We start from the raw sequence: 18,584 nt of genomic DNA, 5'->3' as shown, positions 1-18,584 counted from the left end.
GTTCATGACCGAGTACGCCTACCCGCTGCGCGCCGGCGACCTGATGGTCGAGCGGTATCGACTGATCGACAGGATCGGTGTCGGCGGCATGGCGGTCATCTGGCGGGCCCGCGACGAGACGCTGGACCGCCTGGTGGCGCTGAAGGTGCTCGACCCGCGGCTGTCCGGCGACGAGCGGCTGCGCGAGCTGGCTCGGCGTGAGGCGTGGGCGGTGGCCCGCCTGAACCACCCGGACGTGGCCGGGGTGCACGACTTCGTGCGCACCAGCACTCCGGACGGGCAGGAGATCGCGGTCATCGTGCTCCAGCTGGTGGCCGGAGAGCCGCTGGCCGACCGGATCGCGCTGGGTGCGCTGCCCTGGCGGGAGGCGGTGCGCATCGGCGTACGCATCGCCGCCGTGCTGGAGGTGGCGCACCGTCGGGGCGTGGTGCACCGCGACATCACCCCGGACAACGTGATGGTGCACGGGGAGCAGGTCACCGTCCTCGACTTCGGCATCGCGGCCCGCGTCGGCGAACCCGACGACGACAGCACCGGCGCCAGCTTCGGCACCCCGGCGTACGTCGCCCCCGAGCGCCTCGACGGCATGCCCGCCGAACCCGCCACCGACGTGTACGCCCTCGGTGTGGTGCTCTACGAGATGCTCACCGGCCGCCCGCCGTTCCGGGTGCGCGGCTGGGACGACGTCGCGGCAGACCACGGCCCCGTGGCGCCGCCGGATGTGCTCGGGCTGCCCCGCTCGGTGGCCTCGGTGGTGACCGCCGCGCTGCGCCGCGATCCCGCGACGCGCCCGACGGCCGCCGAGGTCGCCCGCGTCCTGCGTGCGGTGCCCGCCCGCTCGCCGCGGCGGCTGCTGCCGATGGCGGCCGCGGCGGCCGGGGTCGCGGTGCTCGGCGTGCTGGTGTGGACGCTGCCCACCCGGGAGTCGCCGCGGGACCCGGGCCAGGCGGTGGGCACGCCCCCGGCGAGCACGCCCGGCTTCGGCGCGCAGTCCGCGTCGGCGGCCCCGTCCGGCACGACCTCCCCGACCCCCGCCCTCTCAGCCACCGCGAACGGTTCGCGGCCCGCTGCGAGCACGCCGCCCCCGGCGGGGCAGAGCCCCGGCCCGTCGCCGGCGCCGGTGCTCACCGTCAAGCAGGCGCAGGACGCCGCGCTGAAGACGATCGACGACGCGGCCCGCGACGGCAGGGTGCGCACCGACGTTGCGACCGACCTGCGCAACACCGTGAACAACCTGGTCCAGGCCAGGCCGACCGGAGCGTTGCTGGCAACCCAGGTGCAGGCGGCCCACGAGAAGATCGACCAGCGGGTGGGCGAGGGGGACACGCTGGCCTGGGAGGTCGGCGAGCGGTTGCACGGCGACCTCGCGGCGCTGGCGCGGTCGCTTGCGGCCTGACGGCTGGAAACGCTACGGGCCGGGCGACCGTTGAGGTCACCCGGCCCAGTCACCCGGCAGCGTGGACGCGAGGGTCACCCACCGCCGAGGAGGCTCTACAGGCCGTTGTCGCGGATCACTCCGCTGTACCAGCGCGCACTGGCCTTGGGGGTGCGCTGCTGGGAGGCGTAGTCGACGTAGACCAGGCCCCACCGCTCGTCGTAGCCTTCCTGCCACTCGAAGTTGTCCATCAGCGACCACACGTGGTAGCTCTCCAGGTTCACCCCGTCGGTGATGGCCCGGTGCGTGGCGGCGAAGTGGTCGCGCAGGAAGGCGATGCGGCCGGTGTCCTGCACGGTGCCGTCGGGGCCCATCACGTCGGGGCAGGGCAGCCCGTTCTCGGTGATGGTCAGCGCGATGTCGCCGTAGTCCTTCTTGATGCGGGTCAGGATGTCGTACATGCCCTCGGGGTAGATCTGCTGCCAGAACGCCTCGCTGGTGGGGTGCTTGCGCACCGTCTCACCGGCGCCGGTGACGTAGATCGGGCAGTAGTACTGCACGGCCAGCAGTTCCACCGGCGACGAGATGACCTCGAGGTCGCCGTCCTTGATGTGCTGCTGCATCGGCGAGAACCGGGCCACGTCGTCCAGCACGTCCTGCGGGTAGTGGCCCTTCAGGATGGGGTCGAGGTAGAGGCGGTTCTCGTAGCCGTCGTACAGCACGGTGGCCTGCTGCGCCTCGGCGCTCTCGTCGGCGGGGTAGCACGGGTGCAGGTTCAGCGCGGGGCCGATCCGGGTCTGCGGGCCCAGGTGCGGGCGCATCGCCTGCACGGCGAGGCCGTGCGCGAGCAGCTGGTGGTGTGCGACCACGTAGGCGGCGGCCTCGTCGCGCTTGCCGGGGGCGTGCGAGCCGTACAGGTAGCCGTTCTGCACGACGGTCTTGGGCTCGTTGAGGGTGAGCCAGTTGGGCACGACGTCGCCGAGCGCCTCGGCCAGCACTGCGGCGTACTCGGCGAAGCGGAAGGCGGTGTCGCGGTTCTCCCAGCCGCCGATGTCCTGCAGCTCCTGCGGGGTGTCCCAGTGGTAGAGGGTCACCATCGGGGTGATGTCGCGCTCGCGCAGGCCGTCCACCAGCCGGCGGTAGAAGTCCAGGCCCTTGCGGTTGACGGGGCCGCTGCCGCCGGGCACCACCCGGGGCCAGGAGACGGAGAAGCGGTAGGACCGCAGCCCCAGCTCCTTGATGAGGTCGAGGTCCGTGGACCAGCGGCGGTAGTGGTCGGTGGCGACGTCGCCGGTCTCACCGTTGCGCACACGGCCGGGAGTCTTGGCGAAGGTGTCCCATACCGACGGTCCGCGGCCGTCGACGGCGGCGGCGCCCTCGATCTGGTAGGCCGACGTCGCGGCGCCCCAGACGAATCCGTCGGGGAACTGCAGCCCCGTGGCGGTGGGCGACGGATCCGGCGTCGGATCCGTCGCGTCGCTGCTCGTCAGCGTGGCGGCCACGATCGGGGTGGCCACGCCGGTGGCGGCGCGGGCTGCGGTGGAGGCGTAGGCCGCGGTCCAGCCGGCACGGCGTGGCACCGCGCGGCGGGTGAGAGATCGGCCGACAGGACCTGGCATGTGGTGCTCCTCAAATACTGGGATAAGGACTGATCATGGATGGGAACGCTCCCATGATCAGGTACAGTTGTCCTCATCCCTGTGACGGGTGGAGATTGGTGTTAAGACTTTCGCACATGTGGCGTAAGTCTGGTGCTGCTGGGCGCTGAGGCGGAGAATGCCGTTTGGTATGGGGACGGGGAAGGGCAGTCCCCGCCCCCATCGGGTGCTCACGCCCTGTGTCTGCCGAGCGGCAGGGTCACGAGGCAGCGTGACGCGCGGGAGCCGTTGGCACGCGACGTAGTCGCGAGCTTCACCTCCTCTCCGGCACCCGGAGGGAGGTCGGTCGCCGGTCGTAGGGAGATCGGCGACCGACCGCCTCTGGGAGCGGCCGGCGATGGCGTCCGGGCGGGCCATCGACGGGACGAATTCTTACATTGATGAACATCCGTGGAAGCGTTCCCATGGACGTTTGTTGGAACGATAGCGACAACTTCGCCGGAGGGGAAGACCCTTCATCGCCCCAGAATCTGTAGGCAACCACCAGGAAATCCTTGGCTGGTAACCGAATCGGCCCCTACCTGCGGAAGCGCTCCCACGGGCCAGGCGTCGATGTGTCGGGCATGTTTCCACATTGACACGAACCGACGCCCGGACCGCCCTGGACGGACCCCGGCCGGGGCGCTTCGGCCGGGTGCCCGGGCTCGGCGGAAGCTAGGGACGGTGGCCCCGGCGACCATCAGGCCGCGGCGGGATCGCGCCACAGCGTCCACTGTGGCGGGCCGGAGCGCATCGGCGGCTGTCCGGTGACCGAGAAGCCGTGGCGGCGGTAGAAGCTCAGGTTGCGCTCGTTGGACGACTCCAGGTAGACCGGCAGCCCGGCGGCGTCGAAGCGGGCCAGCGCGTCGGTCAGCAGCAGCGAGCCCAGTCCGGTGCCCCGAGCGGCCACCGTGGTGCCGATGAACTCCAGGTACCAGTGGTCGGCCGGCTGGCGCTCGTGCAGGCGGTCTATCTCGCCCATCCGGCCCAGCAGCCGGGGCAGCCGCGTGCCGGTGGCCCGCAGCAGCGGCACGGCCGCCCGGACGACCGCGGGGGTGGGCAGCTTCCACTCGTGCGGCGGGGCCCACATCGTGACCGCCTGCCGGTCTGCCGTGGTGTAGACGTGGCCGCGCGGGATCGCATACCGCAGTAGGGCGCCGAAGATGCGCTCCAGCCGGGCGGGGCGGCCGTGCGGGGGAACCATCCAGGTCCATACCGGGTCGTCGCCGAACGCCTCGGCCAGGGTGGTGGCCAGGGCCGGCAGGTCGGCGGGTGCGGCGACGCGAACACTATTCACGTCTGGCATCCTGCCCCACTTCCCGCCGCCGCACGAGCCCCTTCCTGGCGACCTTCGCCCCGTCGCGGGTCACCCCTACCTGTGGTCGGCGCTCGTGCGTCCGCGCGTGATCATCTGCAGTTTCGGGGAAACTGCACGAATCAATGGTGCGATCCGTGCAGTTTCCCCGAAACTGACGTCCGGCTCGCTCGCGTCGGGGCGTCGGGCGCGTCCGTGTGTCGAGGCGGGGGGTGTCGGTGGGCCGGGTGCGAGGGCGTGTCGACGGTAGGGTCGCCGCATGAACGATCATGGGGAGAACAGGCCGCTGGCGGTGATCAGTGGTGCGGGCACCGGCATCGGCTCGGCCACCGCGCTGGCACTGGCCGCACGCGGACACGACATCGTCGCGATCGGACGCCGGGCGGACGTGCTCGAACAGTCCGCCGCAGGCATCCGTGCGGCGACCGGGGCGGCGGTGACGACGATCACCGCCGACCTGAGCGTGCCCGCGGGGGCCGAGCGCGTCGCTGTGGCGCTGGCCGGGCGGGTGGTGGACGTACTGGTGAACAACGCGGGCGGATACGTCGGCCGCGACGGCGCAGGGCTGACCGCTGTGGCCGACCAGTGGCGGGCCACCTTCGAGACCAACGTGCTCACCGCGGTGCTGCTCACCGAGGCGGTGCTGCCGCTGTTGCGACGTCCGGGCGGACGGGTGGTGCTGCTGAGTTCGATCGCCGCGCAGCGAGGCGGTGGCGGCCCCTATTCCGCAGCCAAAGCGGCGCTGCACGGCTGGGTGATGGACCTGGCGGCACAGCTCGGCCCGGACGGCGCGACGGCCAACGTCGTCGCACCCGGCTATGTCGCCGAGACGGAGTTCTTCGACGGCCGGATGACGCCGCAGGGCCACGCCTCGCGGGTGGCGCAGACGCTGGTCGGGCGGGCGGGACGGCCGCAGGACATCGCGGACGCGGTGTGCTGGCTGGCGGGGGAGTCCGGCGGGTACGTCACCGGCCAGATCGTCAACGTCAACGGCGGTTCCGTGCTCGGCCGCTGACCGTCCGGTCCCGGATGCCGGGCGCGCGCACCCACCACAGCGCACGGCATCGGTCCTGCACGGCCATGGGAAGACGTCAGGAAGGGCACCTTCTGCAACGCACAGCGTTAAGAAGGTGCCCTTCCTTCGGGCGGGTCAGCCCTTGACGCTGCCGGCCAGGAGGCCGCGGACGAAGTAGCGCTGCAGGGACAGGAACACCGCCAGCGGGACGATGATCGAGACGAAGGCGGCGGCGGTGAGGCGCTGCCACTCGTTGCCGCGGTTTCCGGCCAGCTCGGCGAGGCGCACCGTCAGCGGGGCGTTCTTGGGGCCGCCCGCGAAGATCAGGGCCACCAGCAGGTCGTTCCAGACCCAGAGGAACTGGAAGATGGCGAAGGACGCCAGCGCCGGCACGATCAGCGGCAGCACCACCGAGCGGAAGATCTTGGCGTGGCTGGCGCCGTCCACCCGCGCCGCCTCGACCAGGTCGCCGGGCAGCTGTGCCATGAAGTTGTGCAGCAGGAAGATGCCCAGCGGCAGGGCGAAGCAGGTGTGCGCGAACCAGACCGTGATGAACTTGGCCGGGCCGTCGAGATCCCAGGCGGGCAGCAGCTGCACCCCGCCCAGCGAGACGCCGTAGTTGAAGAACGACAGCAGCGGGATCAGGGCCATCTGCAGCGGGACGATCTGCAGGGCGAAGATGGCGATGTAGATCCAGTCACGGCCGCGGAACCGGGTCCACGCCAGCGCGTACGCGGCGAGCGCGCAGAAGGCCAGCGGGAACAGCACCGACGGGATCGTGATGACCAGCGAGTTGATGAAGTAGCCGGCCAGCCCGCCGGAGGCGGACCGGGAGCCGAACAGCACCTGCTCGTAGTTCTCCAGGGTGAACTGCGGGTTGGCGAAGAAGTTCCACCAGCCGTTGGACTTGATCTCGTCCTCCGGCCGGATCGACGAGACCAGCACTCCGATCGTGGGCACGGTCCACAGCAGCGCGATCACCAGCGACACGGCGCTGGCGGTGCGGCTGGTCAGCTTCTTGCGCACCCGGCCCGCCACGGTGGGCGGGACCTCCGCATCGGGCGCGGCGAGAACGGTCTCGGTGCCGGTGCTCATCGTTCCTCCTCGCTGCGCTCGTCGTCTCGATGAGCTTCCCTGAGCTGCTGGATTCGCTCGCAAAGCTCGCTCATCGGGCGCCCTCCAGCCGGCGGCGGCGCATGAGCCTGACCTGGTAGATCACGATGGGTATGACGAAGAGGAACAGCAGCACCGCCAGTGCGGCGCCCTTGCCCTTCTCGTCGGCCCGGAACGAGTACGTGTACATCTCGTTGGCCACCACGCTGGTGCCGAACTGGCCGCCGGTCATGGTGCGCACGATGTCGAACACCTTCAGGGTGCCGATGGAGATGGTGACCAGCACGACGACCAGGGCCGGACGGATGCTCGGGATGGTGACGCGCCAGAACATCTGCCAGGGTGTCACGCCGTCGATGTGGGCGGCCTCGACGATGTCGGCGGGGATCGCCTTGATCGCCGCGGAGAGCACCACCATGGAGAAGCCCGCCTGGATCCAGACCAGCACCACGATCAGGAACAGCGTGTTCCACGGCCCGTCCAGCAGCCACTGCTGCGGAGTCCCGCCCAGCGCGACCACGAACTGGTTGAGCAGGCCGATCTGCTCGGACCCCTCCTGGCGGTACTCGTAGACGAACTTCCAGATGATGCCGGCGCCGACGAACGAGATGGCCATCGGCATGAAGATCAGCGACTTGGCGAACGACTCGAATCTGGCGCGGTCCACCATGACCGCGTAGACCAGGCCGACCGCGGTCGACACGGTGGGCACCAGCAGCACCCAGAGCAGGGTGCTCAGCAGCACGCCGTACTGCACCGGGTCGGTGCTGAAGTCGGGGAGCATGCCGGAGTTCTTGTCGGTGAACATCCAGCGGAAGTTCTCCAGGCCCACGAACTCGCTGGAGTCGGCGTTCATGAAGGCCAGGACCATGGTGCGGATCGCCGGCACGATCAGGCCCACGAGCAGCAGCAGGCCGGCCGGCGCGAGCAGCCCCAGCGCGATCCACCGGTCCTTGCGCGCGGGCAGCACGTCCAGCACCAGCAGCAACAGGCCCACCACAGCGGCGAAGGCGATGACGCCGTACAGCAGCATCATCAACTTCGGGGCTTCGGCGGTGAAGTCGAAGTTCAACGCGTTCTCCTCGGGGACCCGGTCGGGAGGAAGACTACGCCGTGTGGGCCCCGGACCGGGACCCACACGGCGTAGAAAGATCAACTACCGGCTCACTTGGGCCAGGTGCCCTCGATGTAGTCGAGGGTGGCCTTGGTGTCGGTGCCGTTGATCCAGTTGGTCATGCCCTTCCAGAAGGAGTTCGCGCCGACGGCGGCGGGCATCAGGTCGGAACCGTCGAAGCGGAACACCGCGCCGCTCTCCTGCAGGATGCCGACCGCCACCTTGTCGATCGGGTTGGACACGTTCGCCACGTCCAGGCCCTTGTTGGCGGAGATCCAGTTGTTCAGCTTGGCGCGGCTGTTGGCCCAGTCGGCGCTGGCCAGGTAGGTCTGCACCGCCTGCACGGCCGGGGTGTCGGTGAACGCGCCGACGAACTCGCCGCCGCCCAGCACCGGCTTGCCCTTGGCCGGGTCGATCGCCGGCAGGTAGAAGGCGAACGCGTCGCCGTCCTCGGCCACCTTGGTGCCCTGCGGCCACTGGTTGGCGTAGAACGAGGCCTGGCGGTGCATGCCGCACTTCTTCTGCACGACGGGCAGGCCGCCGTCCTGGAAGGTGGTGGTGGCGATGGACTTCACGCCGCCGATGCCGCCGTTGACGTACTTCTCGTTCTTGAGGATCGAGCCCACCCGGTCGGTCGCCGAGACGATCCGCGGGTCGTTGAACGGGATGGTGTGGGCGACCCACTGGTCGTACACCTCGGGACCCTGGTCGCGCAGCAGCACGTCCTCGATCCAGTCGGTGGCCGGCCAGCCGGTGGCGTCACCGGAGCCGATGCCCGCGCACCACGGCTTGATGCCGCCGGCGGCCATGGTGTCGCTCAGCTTGATCATCTCGTCCCACGTCTTCGGGACGGTCCAGCCCTTCTCCTTGAACAGGGAGGGGGAGTACCACACGAACGACTTCACGTTGGCGCCCAGCGGGGCGCCGTACAGCGTGCCGTTGACGGTGCCGTACTTCAGCCAGTCGGGGGAGAAGTTCTGCGTGGCCATGGCCTTGGTCTTCTCGCCGGCCGCCTTGAGCTTGCCGCCCTTGGCGAAGAACTCCAGCAGACCCGGCTGCGGGATGAAAGCGAGGTCAGGCGCGTCGCCACCTTCGACACGAACCTTCAGCTGCGCCTCGAACTCGCCGCTGCCCTCGTACTCGATCTTCACGCCGGTGCAGTCGGCGAACTTCTCCCACGACTTCTCGAGGAGGGTGGCCTCGGTGTCGCGGATCGAGGCGTAAATGCTGACCGATTCGCCGGAGATGCCCGTGTAGTCCTTGTATGCAGCGCACTCGGGGGTGTCGAGCTTGCCCTCCGAGGTGTTGCCGGAGTCGCCGCCGCCGCACGCGGCGACGGTGAGCGCGAGCATTGCCGCACCGGAAAGGGCGAGCAGACGCCGCTGTCTGTTGGATGCCATGGAGTTTCCTCCTCGTGAGCTTGTCGGAGCGCAGTCCCCTGGTACCGGACTACCGCAAGGTGACGCAAGCCATGCAAGCGCTTTCGGTCTCGAACTGTCCAGCGCTGACAACAGTAAGGTTCGTAACGATTCGGAAACCACCCCGGAACCTGTAATGACGATCATCCCGGCCTCCCACAGCCGCGCGATGTGGGCTACACTCGTGCTTGGTTTTTGATGTACGTGGTCTGCTCGCGTTGCCCTCCCTGAGAATGAGAGGACCGCCGGTTGCCGCTACTCAGTGGCCAGCCCCCGCACGAGGTGTGCGGCGCGGTTCAGTTTGTGCAAGGAAATGGTGAAAATGGCTCAGGGAACCGTCAAGTGGTTCAACGCCGACAAGGGCTTCGGCTTCATCTCCGTCGACGGTGGTGGCGCTGACGTCTTCGTGCACTTCTCTGCGATCCAGGCCAGCGGCTTCCGCAGCCTCGAGGAGAACCAGCGCGTCGAGTTCGAGATCGTCCAGGGCGCCAAGGGCCCGCAGGCCGACGCGGTCCGCCCGCTCTGATCTTCCTAAGGTGACGCCACCGGGGCCTGGTGCTCCGGCGGCGCTCGTCTGACCCTAACGGGCCGGTTCACGCCGGCCCGTTTGTCGTTCCGCGTGGCCTGTGGGCCCGCCGGAGCGTGTCGAGCCCCGCATCATGCCCTGTATGCGGGGCTCGATGCTGTTCCCGGACCAGGTTGCGGAAACTTCCGGCGGCAGGCTATCTTCAAACCAAGACGTACGTACGGTTTGTTGAGCTGGAGGCCCGCCATGTGGAACCCCGACACCTACCTGCGCTTCGCGGACGACCGCGGCCGCCCGTTCCACGACCTGGTGGCCCGGGTGGGCGCCGAACGGCCGTACCAGGTCGTCGACCTGGGCTGCGGGCCCGGCAACCTCACGGCCACCCTGGCCGCGCGCTGGCCCGGGGCGCAGGTGAGCGGCATCGACTCATCGGTCGAGATGATCGACAAGGCGCTGGCCGACCAGGGCGGCCCGGGGCCGGTGGCCTACCGCGTCGGCGACGTGCTCGACTACCTGCCGGGGCCCGAGGTCGACGTGATCGTCACCAACGCGGTCCTGCAGTGGGTGCCCGGCCAGGAGGACCTGGTCGGCCGGTGGGCGCGGGCGCTGCGCCCGGGCGCGTGGCTGGCGCTGCAGGTTCCCGGCAATCACGACAATCCAGCCCACCGGGCGCTGCGCGAACTGTGTCTCACCTCACGCTGGTCCCCGCTGCTCGGTGAGATCGGCGAGCGGCCGCGGTCGGTGCCCGGGCCGCAGGAGTACGCCCGGCTGCTGCGCGAGGCCGGCTGCACAGCCGACACCTGGGAGACCACGTACGTGCACCAGCTGCCCGTCGGCGAGGGCCCGCACCCGGTGCTCACCTGGCTCACCGGCACCGCCCTGCGGCCTGTCCGCGCCGCGCTGGCCGGCGAGCCCGGCGCGTGGGAGGCGTACTGCGCGGAGCTGGAGCCGGCGCTGCGCGAGGCCTACCCGGCCGACGGGGGCGTGGTCGACTTCCCGTTCCGGCGCGTGTTCGCGGTCGGCCACCGGACCTCCGCAGCCTCGTGACCGGGGTCCGGACGGTAAAGTGCCGGCATGGCTAAGGACGATCTTGCGAGTTTCGTGGCGGGACTGCCCAAGGCCGAGCTGCACGTGCACCACGTGGGTTCGGCGTCCCCTCGCATCGTGGCCGAGCTGGCCGCCCGGCACGAGGGCCGTAGCCCGGTGCCGGCCGACCCCGCACTGCTCGCCGAGTACTTCACGTTCACCGACTTCGCGCACTTCATCGAGGTCTACCTGAGCGTCGTGGACCTGATCCGCGACGCCGAGGACGTGCGCACGCTGACCTACGGCGTCGCCCAGGATCTGGCCGCGCAGCAGGTGCGCTACGCCGAGCTGACCGTCACGCCGTACTCCAGCGTCAACCGGGGCATCCCGGCCGAGGCGTTCTGCGAGGCCATCGAGGACGCGCGGCGCGAGGCGGAGAAGGAACTGGGCCTGGTGCTGCGGTGGGTGTTCGACATCCCGGGCGAGGCCGGTCTGGCGTCGGCCGAGCAGACCCTGCGCATCGCGCTGGACCAGCGCCCGGACGGGCTGATCAGCTTCGGCCTCGGCGGTCCGGAGATCGGCGTGCCCCGGCCGCAGTTCAAGCCGTACTTCGACCAGGCCCGCGCGGCCGGGCTGCACAGCGTCCCGCACGCGGGGGAGACCACCGGCGCGCAGACCGTCTGGGACGCGATCCGCGAGCTCGGCGCCGAGCGCATCGGCCACGGCATCTTCGCGGCGCAGGACCCGCAGCTGCTGGCGTACCTGGCCGAGCACGCGATCCCGCTGGAGGTGTGCCCCACCTCGAACCTGCGCACCCGGGCCGTGGCGGACCTGGCCGAGCACCCGCTCGCGGCGATCGTGGCCGCGGGCGTGCCGGTCAGCATCAACTCCGACGACCCCCCGATGTTCGGCACGACCCTGAACAACGAGTACGAGGTGGCCGCCCGGCTGCTCGACCTGGACACGGCGGGCGTGGCCGAGCTGGCCCGCCAGGGCGTACGCCACTCCTTCGCCACCGACCAGGTCAAAACCACCCTGCTCGCCGAGATCGACACCTACACCACGACGGCCACCGCCTGACCCCGATTTGCATAGACGTTGGCCTATCTGGATGACAAAAACGCGATCGAAGTCATCCGGATAGGCCAACGTCTATAAAAAAGGGGGGCGGGCCGGGGGCGGGCTGCGGTGGGTCAGGCGTGGTGGAGGGCCTTGACCTTGCGCCAGGTGGGGGTGTCCAGGGCGCCGGCGCGGTTGGAGAAGGCGGCCGTGGTGATGGTGATCGGGTCGCTGAGGTCCAGGTAGCTGTTGTGGTCGGCGTCGGCGTCCCACGACCTCGTCGCGATCTCGATGTGGTCGCTCCGGTGGCTCTGGTCCTGGCTGGTGATCTTCAGGATCTCGTACGCCCCGCCCTTGGCCCGCAGCACCACGCACGGGCGCACCTTCGACCCCGGACCGTCCTCGTAGGGCACGTCGGCCCACCAGATCTCGCCGGGCTGCGGTCCGCCCGCGGGCGCGGGAGCCTTTTTCGTGGCGGTGGGACGGCCGGGCGGGCGTTTGCCGGCGGGCCGCCTGGCCGCGGGGCGGGCGGCCGGGCGCGACGTCTTGCGCCACCGCCACCAGATGGCGGCCGTGAGCACGGCGACCGAGAACAGGGTCAGGAACAGCCACATGATCGGCAGTCTAGGCGGGCTCGCCGAACAGGGTGCAGGCCACGTCGGCGGGCACCGGCCGGGAGAACAGGAAGCCCTGGCCGTACCCGCAGCCCAGACGGATCAGGAAGTCCCGCTGCTCGGGCGTCTCGATGCCCTCGGCGATCAGGTCGAGCGACAGGTTGCGTCCCATCAGGACGATGGTGCGCACCAGCTCGCCGCTGCGCCGGTCGGTGTCGATCTGCCAGACGAAGGAGCGGTCGATCTTCAGTGCGTCGATGGGCAGCCGGTGCAGGGCCTCCAATGAGGAGTAACCGGTGCCGAAGTCGTCGATGTGCAGCTGGCAGCCGAGGTCGTGCAGGGTGTGCAGGATGTCGCGGGCCGGGGCGACGTTCTCCATCACCACGCCCTCGGTGATCTCCACGGCGAGGCTGCCCGCCGGCGGCTGGTGCCGGTCCAGCGCCTCGGTGATGTCGTCGATGACGTTGCCGCTCCAGAACTGGCGGTTGGACACGTTGACCGCGACGGACAGGCCGGGGGTGGCGATGCCGGCCGCGTACCAGGCGGCCAGCTGGCGGCAGCACTCGTCGACGACCCAGCTGCCGATCGGGATGATCAGACCGGTCTCCTCGGCGACCGGCATGAACGCGGCCGGTGACAGCAGCCCGCGCAGCGGGTGCCGCCAGCGGATCAGCGCCTCGAAGCCCTTGGTCCGGCCCGAGCGCAGCGCCACGATCGGCTGGTAGTGCACCTCGAACTCGCCGTTGTCGAGCGCCTGGCGCAGCTCGGTCTCGATCTGCAGCCGGGTCACCGCCTTGGCATGCATCGCCACGTCGAAGACGGCGTGGCGGCCCTTGTGCCGGGACTTCGCCGAGTACATCGCGATGTCGGCGTCGCGCAGCAGGTCCTCGGCGTTGCTGTAGCGGCGGCTGCTCATGGTGATGCCGATGCTGGCGGTCACCACCACGTCCTGGCCGTGCAGCTGGAACGGCTGCGCGAGCACCCCGTGCAGGCGCTCGGCGACCTGGGCGGGGGTGTGCGGCGCGGTCACGTCGTCGAGCAGCACCAGGAACTCGTCGCCGCCGAAGCGGGCCACCGTGTCCGACTCGCGCAGGGTCGACTTGATCCGCTTGGCGACCTGTTTGAGCAGCCGGTCCCCGGCGGAGTGGCCGAGGCTGTCGTTGACCACCTTGAACCCGTCCAGGTCCAGGAACAGCACCCCGAACGGCCGCCCGCTGCGCCGCCGCGACTGCCGGATCGCCTGGCGCAGCCGGTCCAGGAACAGCGACCGGTTGGGCAGGCCGGTCAGCTCGTCGTAGAGGGCCGCGATGCGCAGCTGCTCCTTCTGCCGCAGCGACTCCTTCAACAGCGCCTGCCGGTCCAGCGCCACCGCCAGCAGCGCGGCCCACTGGTTGAACGGCTCCCGGCCGGTCGCGCCGCCGGTCGACACGGAGTCCACCACGGCGAGGAAGCCCCAGTCGCTGGCCCCGCCCTTGACCGGCACCACGAAGACGATGAGGTTGGCCGCGGGGTCGGCCAGCTCCCGCACCCGCAGCGGCGGGAACGCGCTGACCGGCACCGACGGCTCCGCCGACGGCGGCGCGCCCGGCACGAACAGGCCCGCGATCTCCAGCGCCGCGTCGGCGAGCGAGGGCGGCAGGCCGCCGGCCCACAACCCGAGACAGCCGCCGCGGACCCAGGTGCGCCGCATCCACTCCAGCCGGGCCGGTTCCCGGTGCCCGCGCAGCAGCTCCATGCCGACCTCGTACTGCGCGGTCAGCGTCTCGCGCAGCAGGGAGCTGTCCCGGAACAGGGTCCGGCCGCGCATCTCCATGAGGATGAGCAGCACCCCGTTGGCAGGCTGGCCGTAGTCGCGGATCAGCTGCGCGATCTCGTACAGCGCCTCCGGCCGCCCGCCGGACATCCGGAGCAGCAGCTCCAGCGCCAGCCGCACCTCCTCGCAGGCGGGCCGTCCCGCGGCCGCGCCGGCGGAGGCGTCCTCCACGGCGCGCGCCACCGTCTCGGCGGCGTGCACGAGGTCGGCCGCGTCGGCCGTGGACAGCGATCCGTGCACCGGCGCGACGGTGGTGGCGATGAGATCGGCCAGGCGGCGGTGCGGCGGCGGCGGGTCGACGTCGGCGTGGAACGCCACATCGCCGACGCACCCGCAGGACTCGCGCACGATGAGCGAGGTGGGCACGAGGATGCGCGACGGCGGTTCGGGCACCGCGCGGATCAGATCGAGCAGCGTCGTCACGGCCGCCCGTCCGATCATCTCCGTCGGCTGGCGCACCGTGGTCAGCCGGGGGACCAGGTACGCGCTCGAGCGCAGGTCGTCGAAGCCGATCACCGCCTGGTCCCCGGGCAGCCGCAGCCCGGCGGCGGCCAGGGTGCGCATGATGCCGGTCGCGTTCTCGTCGGTGCCCGCGATCACCGCGGTCGAGGGCAGCCCGGCGGCCAGCATGAGCTCGGCGGCGAACTCGCCGCCGTCGACCTGGTTGGTCGGTGCGGCGAACAGCAGCCCCGGGTCGGGTTCGATGCCGTGTACGGCCAGCGCCTTGCGGTACGCCTCGTACCGCTCCCGGATGTCCTCGGTTTCCAGCCGGCCGGCGAAGGCGATCCGGCGGTGCCCGTGGGCGACCAGGTGGTCGACCGCCTCGGTCACGCCGGTCCGGTTGTCCGGCATGATCACGGGGTAGTCCAGGTCGTGCAGCTCGTGGCTGACGGACACGAACGGCCGCCCGGTATCGGCGAACAGGTGCAGGTAGCGGTGCGTCACCGCCTGCAGCACCACCACGAAACCGGACACGTGCTGCCAGGCGACCGGGTAGGACAGGTCCGGGGCCTCGGTGACCTCGATGTGCTCGGTGCCCGCGTCGAGGGTCTGGATCGCGATGATCCCCGCACCCGCCTCCGCCGCGGCGCGCGCGATCCCCGCCAGCACGCCGCCGTAGTACCAGCCCCCGAGGAACGGGGACAGGACCCCGAGCGTGAGGTCTGGTGACACCTTCAGACGGTACCGCGCAGAGCAGTCCTCACCGGGCGAAACGGTCGCTCAGGGCCGCCGCAGCACCCAGCGGTACGCCTGCACCAGCCCGGTGTCGAAGCTGGCCGCCGAACCCCACAGGAACAGCCGGAACCGGCGGTACAGCGGGTCTCCCCAGCGCCGGACGACCTCCTCGCGGGCCGCGTCCAGTCGCCGGGCCCACTCGGCGCAGGTCAGGTGGTAGTTGTGCCGGTCGTCGTCGACGCTGACCAGCTCGAACGGCGATCGCGCCACGTGACGTAGGTAGGAGTGCAGCACCAGCGGCGACGACTTGCCCGGGTAGATGTAGCGGCTCATGAACGTGGACACCTGGTGCTTGGCCCGCATCGCCAGCGCGTCCAGGTACACGTGCCCGCCCGGTTTGACCAGTTCGGCGTACTTGCGCAGGCTCGCGCCGTAGTTGGGCAGGTGCTCGGTGACGCCCATGTTGACGATCGCGTCGTAGCGGCGCGGCGACTCGTAGCGCAGCAGGTGCCGGCGCACCACGGTGGCGGGCAGCTGCTCGCGGGCGAACAGGTCGGACAGGTAACGCTCGGACTCCTGCGCCAGGGTCAGCGTGGTGACGTGCACCCCGCGCCGGGCGGCGAACTCGGCGAACGCGCCCCAGCCGCCGCCGACCTCCAGGATGTGGTCGCCGGGGGAGACCTTCAGCGCGTCGAGCGCCAGCTCCATCTTGCGGGTCATCGCGTCCTCGAGCGGCTCGTCGTCGCGTGCGAAGACGCCCTGCGTGTAGCAGCGGTGCCGGGAGTCCATGAAGGTCAGGAAGAACTCGGACTCGTTGTCGTAGTGCGACGAGATCGCGCGGCGGTCGTGCTCTGCGCCGCCGAGCCGCAGCGCCGGGGCGAACCGGGCCAGCCACGCGATCGGGTGCCGGTCGTGGAACATGCCGCGCATCTTGAGCGCGGCCATCAGGTCGCCCTCGATGTCGAGCCAGCCGCGCAGGTAGGCCACGCCGATCTGGAACTGGTCGAGCCCGGCCAGGGCCTTGGCCCCGCGCGGGTCGCTGATCACGATGGTGAAGGCCGGCTCGCCCGCACCCAGGACGCTGGGTGGCGCGCCGTCGCCGTTGCGGACCGCGAACGGCACTGCCGCGCGGTCGGCGAAATAGGTCTGATAGCGACGATCGAGGGTCCTTGCCAGGTCAGCGCTCGCCATGGCGCCAATCTAACGCCGTCGAAGCCGGTGTGAAAGAGCATCCGGATGAACCGCGGGCGGCCGGAACCGGTAACCGGCATGATCAGCGCGCCCGATAGCATGGCCGGAGCCGGACAAACCGCAGCAGAGGACTTGAGGAGATCACCGTGAGCGTTTCGATCAGCCCGCCGCAGGCCGACCCCGTCGTCGTCCGGGCCGGGACGACGGGCGCGGAGGCGATCGCCGAGGCCGGCCTGCCGGTGCACGGCCCCAAGGCGATCGTGGTGGTCCGCGACCCCGAGGGCCGTCTGCGCGACCTGGACTGGTCGCCCGCCGTCGACACCGCGGTCGAGCCGGTCGCCATCGACAGCAAGGACGGCCTCGACGTGCTGCGCCACTCCACGGCGCACGTGCTGGCCCAGGCGGTGCAGGACATCTTCCCCGAGGCGAAGCTCGGCATCGGCCCGCCCATCGAGAACGGCTTCTACTACGACTTCTCGGTGCCCAAGCCGTTCCACCCGGACGACCTGGACAAGATCGAGAAGCGGATGCAGGAGATCGTCAAGTCGGGCCAGCGCTTCTCCCGCCGCCGCTTCGAGACGCTCGACGAGGCCAAGGCCGAGCTGAAGGACGAGCCGTTCAAGCTCGAACTGGTCGACATCAAGGGTGACGCGGGCGACGACGTCATGGAGGTGGGCGGCGGCGAGCTGACCATCTACGACAACCTCGACGCCAAGACGGGCGAGCGCTGCTGGGGTGACCTGTGCCGGGGCCCGCACCTGCCGTCGACCCGCCTGATCGGCGCGTTCAAGCTGATGCGCTCCGCGGCGGCATACTGGCGCGGTTCGGAGAAGAACCCCCAGCTGCAGCGGGTGTACGGCACCGCGTGGCCGACCCGCGACCAGCTCAAGGACTACCTGAAGCTGCTGGAGGAGGCGGCCCGCCGCGACCACCGCAAGCTGGGCACCGACCTCGACCTGTTCAGCTTCCCCGACGAGATCGGCTCGGGCCTGGCCGTCTTCCACCCCAAGGGCGGTGTGATCAAGCGCGAGATGGAGGACTACGTCCGCGCCCGCCACATCGAGGAGGGCTTCCAGTACGTCGGGACCCCGCACATCACCAAGGAAGGCCTCTTCCACACCTCGGGTCACCTGCCGTACTACAAGGAGACCATGTTCCCGCCGATGGACATGGAGGGCAGCGACTACTACCTCAAGGCCATGAACTGCCCGATGCACAACCTGATCTACCGCTCGCGCGGGCGTTCCTACCGTGAGCTGCCGATCCGGCTGTTCGAGTTCGGCTCGGTGTACCGGTTCGAGAAGTCGGGCGTCATCCACGGCCTGACCCGGGTGCGCGGCTTCACCCAGGACGACTCGCACTCCTACGTCACCAAGGAGCAGGCGGCCGCCGAGATCAAGCACCTGCTCGACTTCGTGCTCGGCCTGCTCAAGGACTTCGGCATCACCGACTTCTACCTGGAGCTGTCGACCCGTGACGACAGCAAGCCGGAGAAGTTCGTCGGCTCGGAGGAGGACTGGGTGACCGCGACCGCGGTGCTGGAGCAGTGCGCCCTGGAGACGGGGCTGACCCTGGTGCCGGACCCGGGCGGCGCGGCCTTCTACGGCCCGAAGATCTCCGTGCAGGCCAAGGACGCCATCGGTCGCACCTGGCAGATGTCGACCATCCAGTACGACTTCAACCAGCCGAAGGGCTTCGAGCTGGAGTACCAGGCGGCGGACGGGACGCGGCAGCAGCCCGTCATGATCCACTGTGCCAAGTTCGGCTCGATCGAGCGCTTCATCGGCGTGCTCACCGAGCACTACGCGGGCGCGTTCCCGGCCTGGCTGGCCCCGATCCAGGTGGTCGGCATCCCGATCCGCTCCGACGACGAGGCCGGGCACACCGCCTACCTGTACGAGTTCGTGGCGAAGCTGCGCAAGGCCGGCATCCGGGCCGAAGTCGACAGCTCCGACGAGCGCATGCAGAAGAAGATCCGCACCGCGCAGCAGCAGAAGATCCCGTTCATGGCGATCGTCGGCGACCAGGACCTGGCCGACGGCACGGTGTCCTTCCGCTACCGCGACGGCTCGCAGCGCAACGGCGTGAGCCTGGACGAGGCCGTCGCCCACGTGACCGAGATCGTGCGCTCCCGCGTCAACACCGGCCCGTCCGCCGCCGTGGCGGAGGCGGTCGAAGCCGCGTGAGCGAGC

The 18,584-nt window shown here is 70.3% G+C and carries 14 protein-coding genes; 6 read left to right on the top strand and 8 right to left on the bottom strand.

Features of this window, described 5'->3' with window-relative positions; all coding sequences use genetic code 11:
• Window positions 1–4: 4 nt before the first annotated feature.
• Window positions 5–1,396 (top strand): serine/threonine-protein kinase, encoded by a 1,392-nt coding sequence (locus tag F9C41_RS27405; protein ID WP_155389734.1) that lies wholly within the window; start codon window positions 5–7, stop codon window positions 1,394–1,396.
• A 95-nt stretch (window positions 1,397–1,491) separates the two neighbouring features.
• Here F9C41_RS27405 and F9C41_RS27400 read toward each other — a convergent pair whose 3' ends face one another.
• Both F9C41_RS27400 and F9C41_RS27395 read right to left on the bottom strand, forming a co-directional pair.
• Window positions 1,492–2,994 carry a GH1 family beta-glucosidase gene (locus F9C41_RS27400; RefSeq protein ID WP_155389733.1) on the bottom strand — a complete coding sequence of 501 codons (1,503 nt, stop codon included), beginning with the start codon at window positions 2,992–2,994 and terminating at the stop codon, window positions 1,492–1,494.
• Window positions 2,995–3,712: 718 nt separating this feature from the next.
• Window positions 3,713–4,309: a GNAT family N-acetyltransferase gene (locus tag F9C41_RS27395; protein WP_230690060.1), complete on the bottom strand. Its 597-nt coding sequence runs from the start codon at window positions 4,307–4,309 to the stop codon at window positions 3,713–3,715.
• A 277-nt stretch (window positions 4,310–4,586) separates the two neighbouring features.
• On the opposite strand from F9C41_RS27395, the gene F9C41_RS27390 reads away from it, so the two are divergent.
• Window positions 4,587–5,342, top strand: a complete 756-nt coding sequence (locus F9C41_RS27390; protein WP_155389731.1) for an SDR family NAD(P)-dependent oxidoreductase — start codon at window positions 4,587–4,589, stop codon at window positions 5,340–5,342.
• Between the two features lie 135 nt (window positions 5,343–5,477).
• Here the strand turns inward: F9C41_RS27390 and F9C41_RS27385 are convergent, their stop codons facing one another.
• The 3 genes from F9C41_RS27385 to F9C41_RS27375 form a co-directional block, all read right to left on the bottom strand.
• The gene (locus tag F9C41_RS27385; protein ID WP_155389730.1) at window positions 5,478–6,437 is read right to left on the bottom strand and encodes a carbohydrate ABC transporter permease; all 960 of its coding nucleotides are present in this window, start codon (window positions 6,435–6,437) and stop codon (window positions 5,478–5,480) included.
• A 70-nt stretch (window positions 6,438–6,507) separates the two neighbouring features.
• Entirely contained in the window at window positions 6,508–7,527 is a 1,020-nt protein-coding gene (locus F9C41_RS27380) for a carbohydrate ABC transporter permease (RefSeq protein ID WP_155389729.1), read from the bottom strand.
• Window positions 7,528–7,619: 92 nt separating this feature from the next.
• The gene (locus F9C41_RS27375) at window positions 7,620–8,969 is read right to left on the bottom strand and encodes an ABC transporter substrate-binding protein (protein WP_155389728.1); all 1,350 of its coding nucleotides are present in this window, start codon (window positions 8,967–8,969) and stop codon (window positions 7,620–7,622) included.
• A 340-nt stretch (window positions 8,970–9,309) separates the two neighbouring features.
• On the opposite strand from F9C41_RS27375, the gene F9C41_RS27370 reads away from it, so the two are divergent.
• The 3 genes from F9C41_RS27370 (at window position 9,310) to F9C41_RS27360 (ending at window position 11,619) form a co-directional block, all read left to right on the top strand.
• Window positions 9,310–9,513 carry a cold-shock protein gene (locus F9C41_RS27370; RefSeq protein WP_120320032.1) on the top strand — a complete coding sequence of 68 codons (204 nt, stop codon included), beginning with the start codon at window positions 9,310–9,312 and terminating at the stop codon, window positions 9,511–9,513.
• A gap of 246 nt (window positions 9,514–9,759) precedes the next feature.
• The gene (locus tag F9C41_RS27365; protein WP_155389727.1) at window positions 9,760–10,560 is read left to right on the top strand and encodes a trans-aconitate 2-methyltransferase; all 801 of its coding nucleotides are present in this window, start codon (window positions 9,760–9,762) and stop codon (window positions 10,558–10,560) included.
• Between the two features lie 27 nt (window positions 10,561–10,587).
• Window positions 10,588–11,619, top strand: a complete 1,032-nt coding sequence (locus tag F9C41_RS27360) for an adenosine deaminase (protein ID WP_155389726.1) — start codon at window positions 10,588–10,590, stop codon at window positions 11,617–11,619.
• A gap of 113 nt (window positions 11,620–11,732) precedes the next feature.
• On the opposite strand, the gene F9C41_RS27355 is transcribed toward F9C41_RS27360, so the two are convergent.
• From F9C41_RS27355 to F9C41_RS27345, 3 genes are read right to left on the bottom strand one after another with little or no spacing between them, the layout of a single operon-like run.
• Entirely contained in the window at window positions 11,733–12,212 is a 480-nt protein-coding gene (locus tag F9C41_RS27355) for a type II toxin-antitoxin system PemK/MazF family toxin (RefSeq protein ID WP_155389725.1), read from the bottom strand.
• Window positions 12,213–12,222: 10 nt separating this feature from the next.
• Window positions 12,223–15,198 carry an EAL domain-containing protein gene (locus F9C41_RS27350; RefSeq protein WP_155389724.1) on the bottom strand — a complete coding sequence of 992 codons (2,976 nt, stop codon included), beginning with the start codon at window positions 15,196–15,198 and terminating at the stop codon, window positions 12,223–12,225.
• Between the two features lie 48 nt (window positions 15,199–15,246).
• Window positions 15,247–16,392 carry a class I SAM-dependent methyltransferase gene (locus F9C41_RS27345; protein WP_155389723.1) on the bottom strand — a complete coding sequence of 382 codons (1,146 nt, stop codon included), beginning with the start codon at window positions 16,390–16,392 and terminating at the stop codon, window positions 15,247–15,249.
• Between the two features lie 146 nt (window positions 16,393–16,538).
• Here F9C41_RS27345 and thrS point away from each other — a divergent pair, with 146 nt between their 5' ends.
• A complete protein-coding gene (thrS, locus tag F9C41_RS27340; protein WP_155389722.1) occupies window positions 16,539–18,578 on the top strand; it encodes a threonine--tRNA ligase in 2,040 nt (679 codons plus the stop codon).
• The last annotated feature ends 6 nt before the right edge of the window (window positions 18,579–18,584 follow it).

It is taken from the genome of Catellatospora paridis, from assembly GCF_009720365.1.
In the GTDB taxonomy this organism is placed as follows: domain Bacteria; phylum Actinomycetota; class Actinomycetes; order Mycobacteriales; family Micromonosporaceae; genus Catellatospora; species Catellatospora paridis.
The sequence above is the reverse complement of the archived record's forward strand: the minus strand, read 5'-3'. Positions and strand labels throughout refer to the sequence as shown.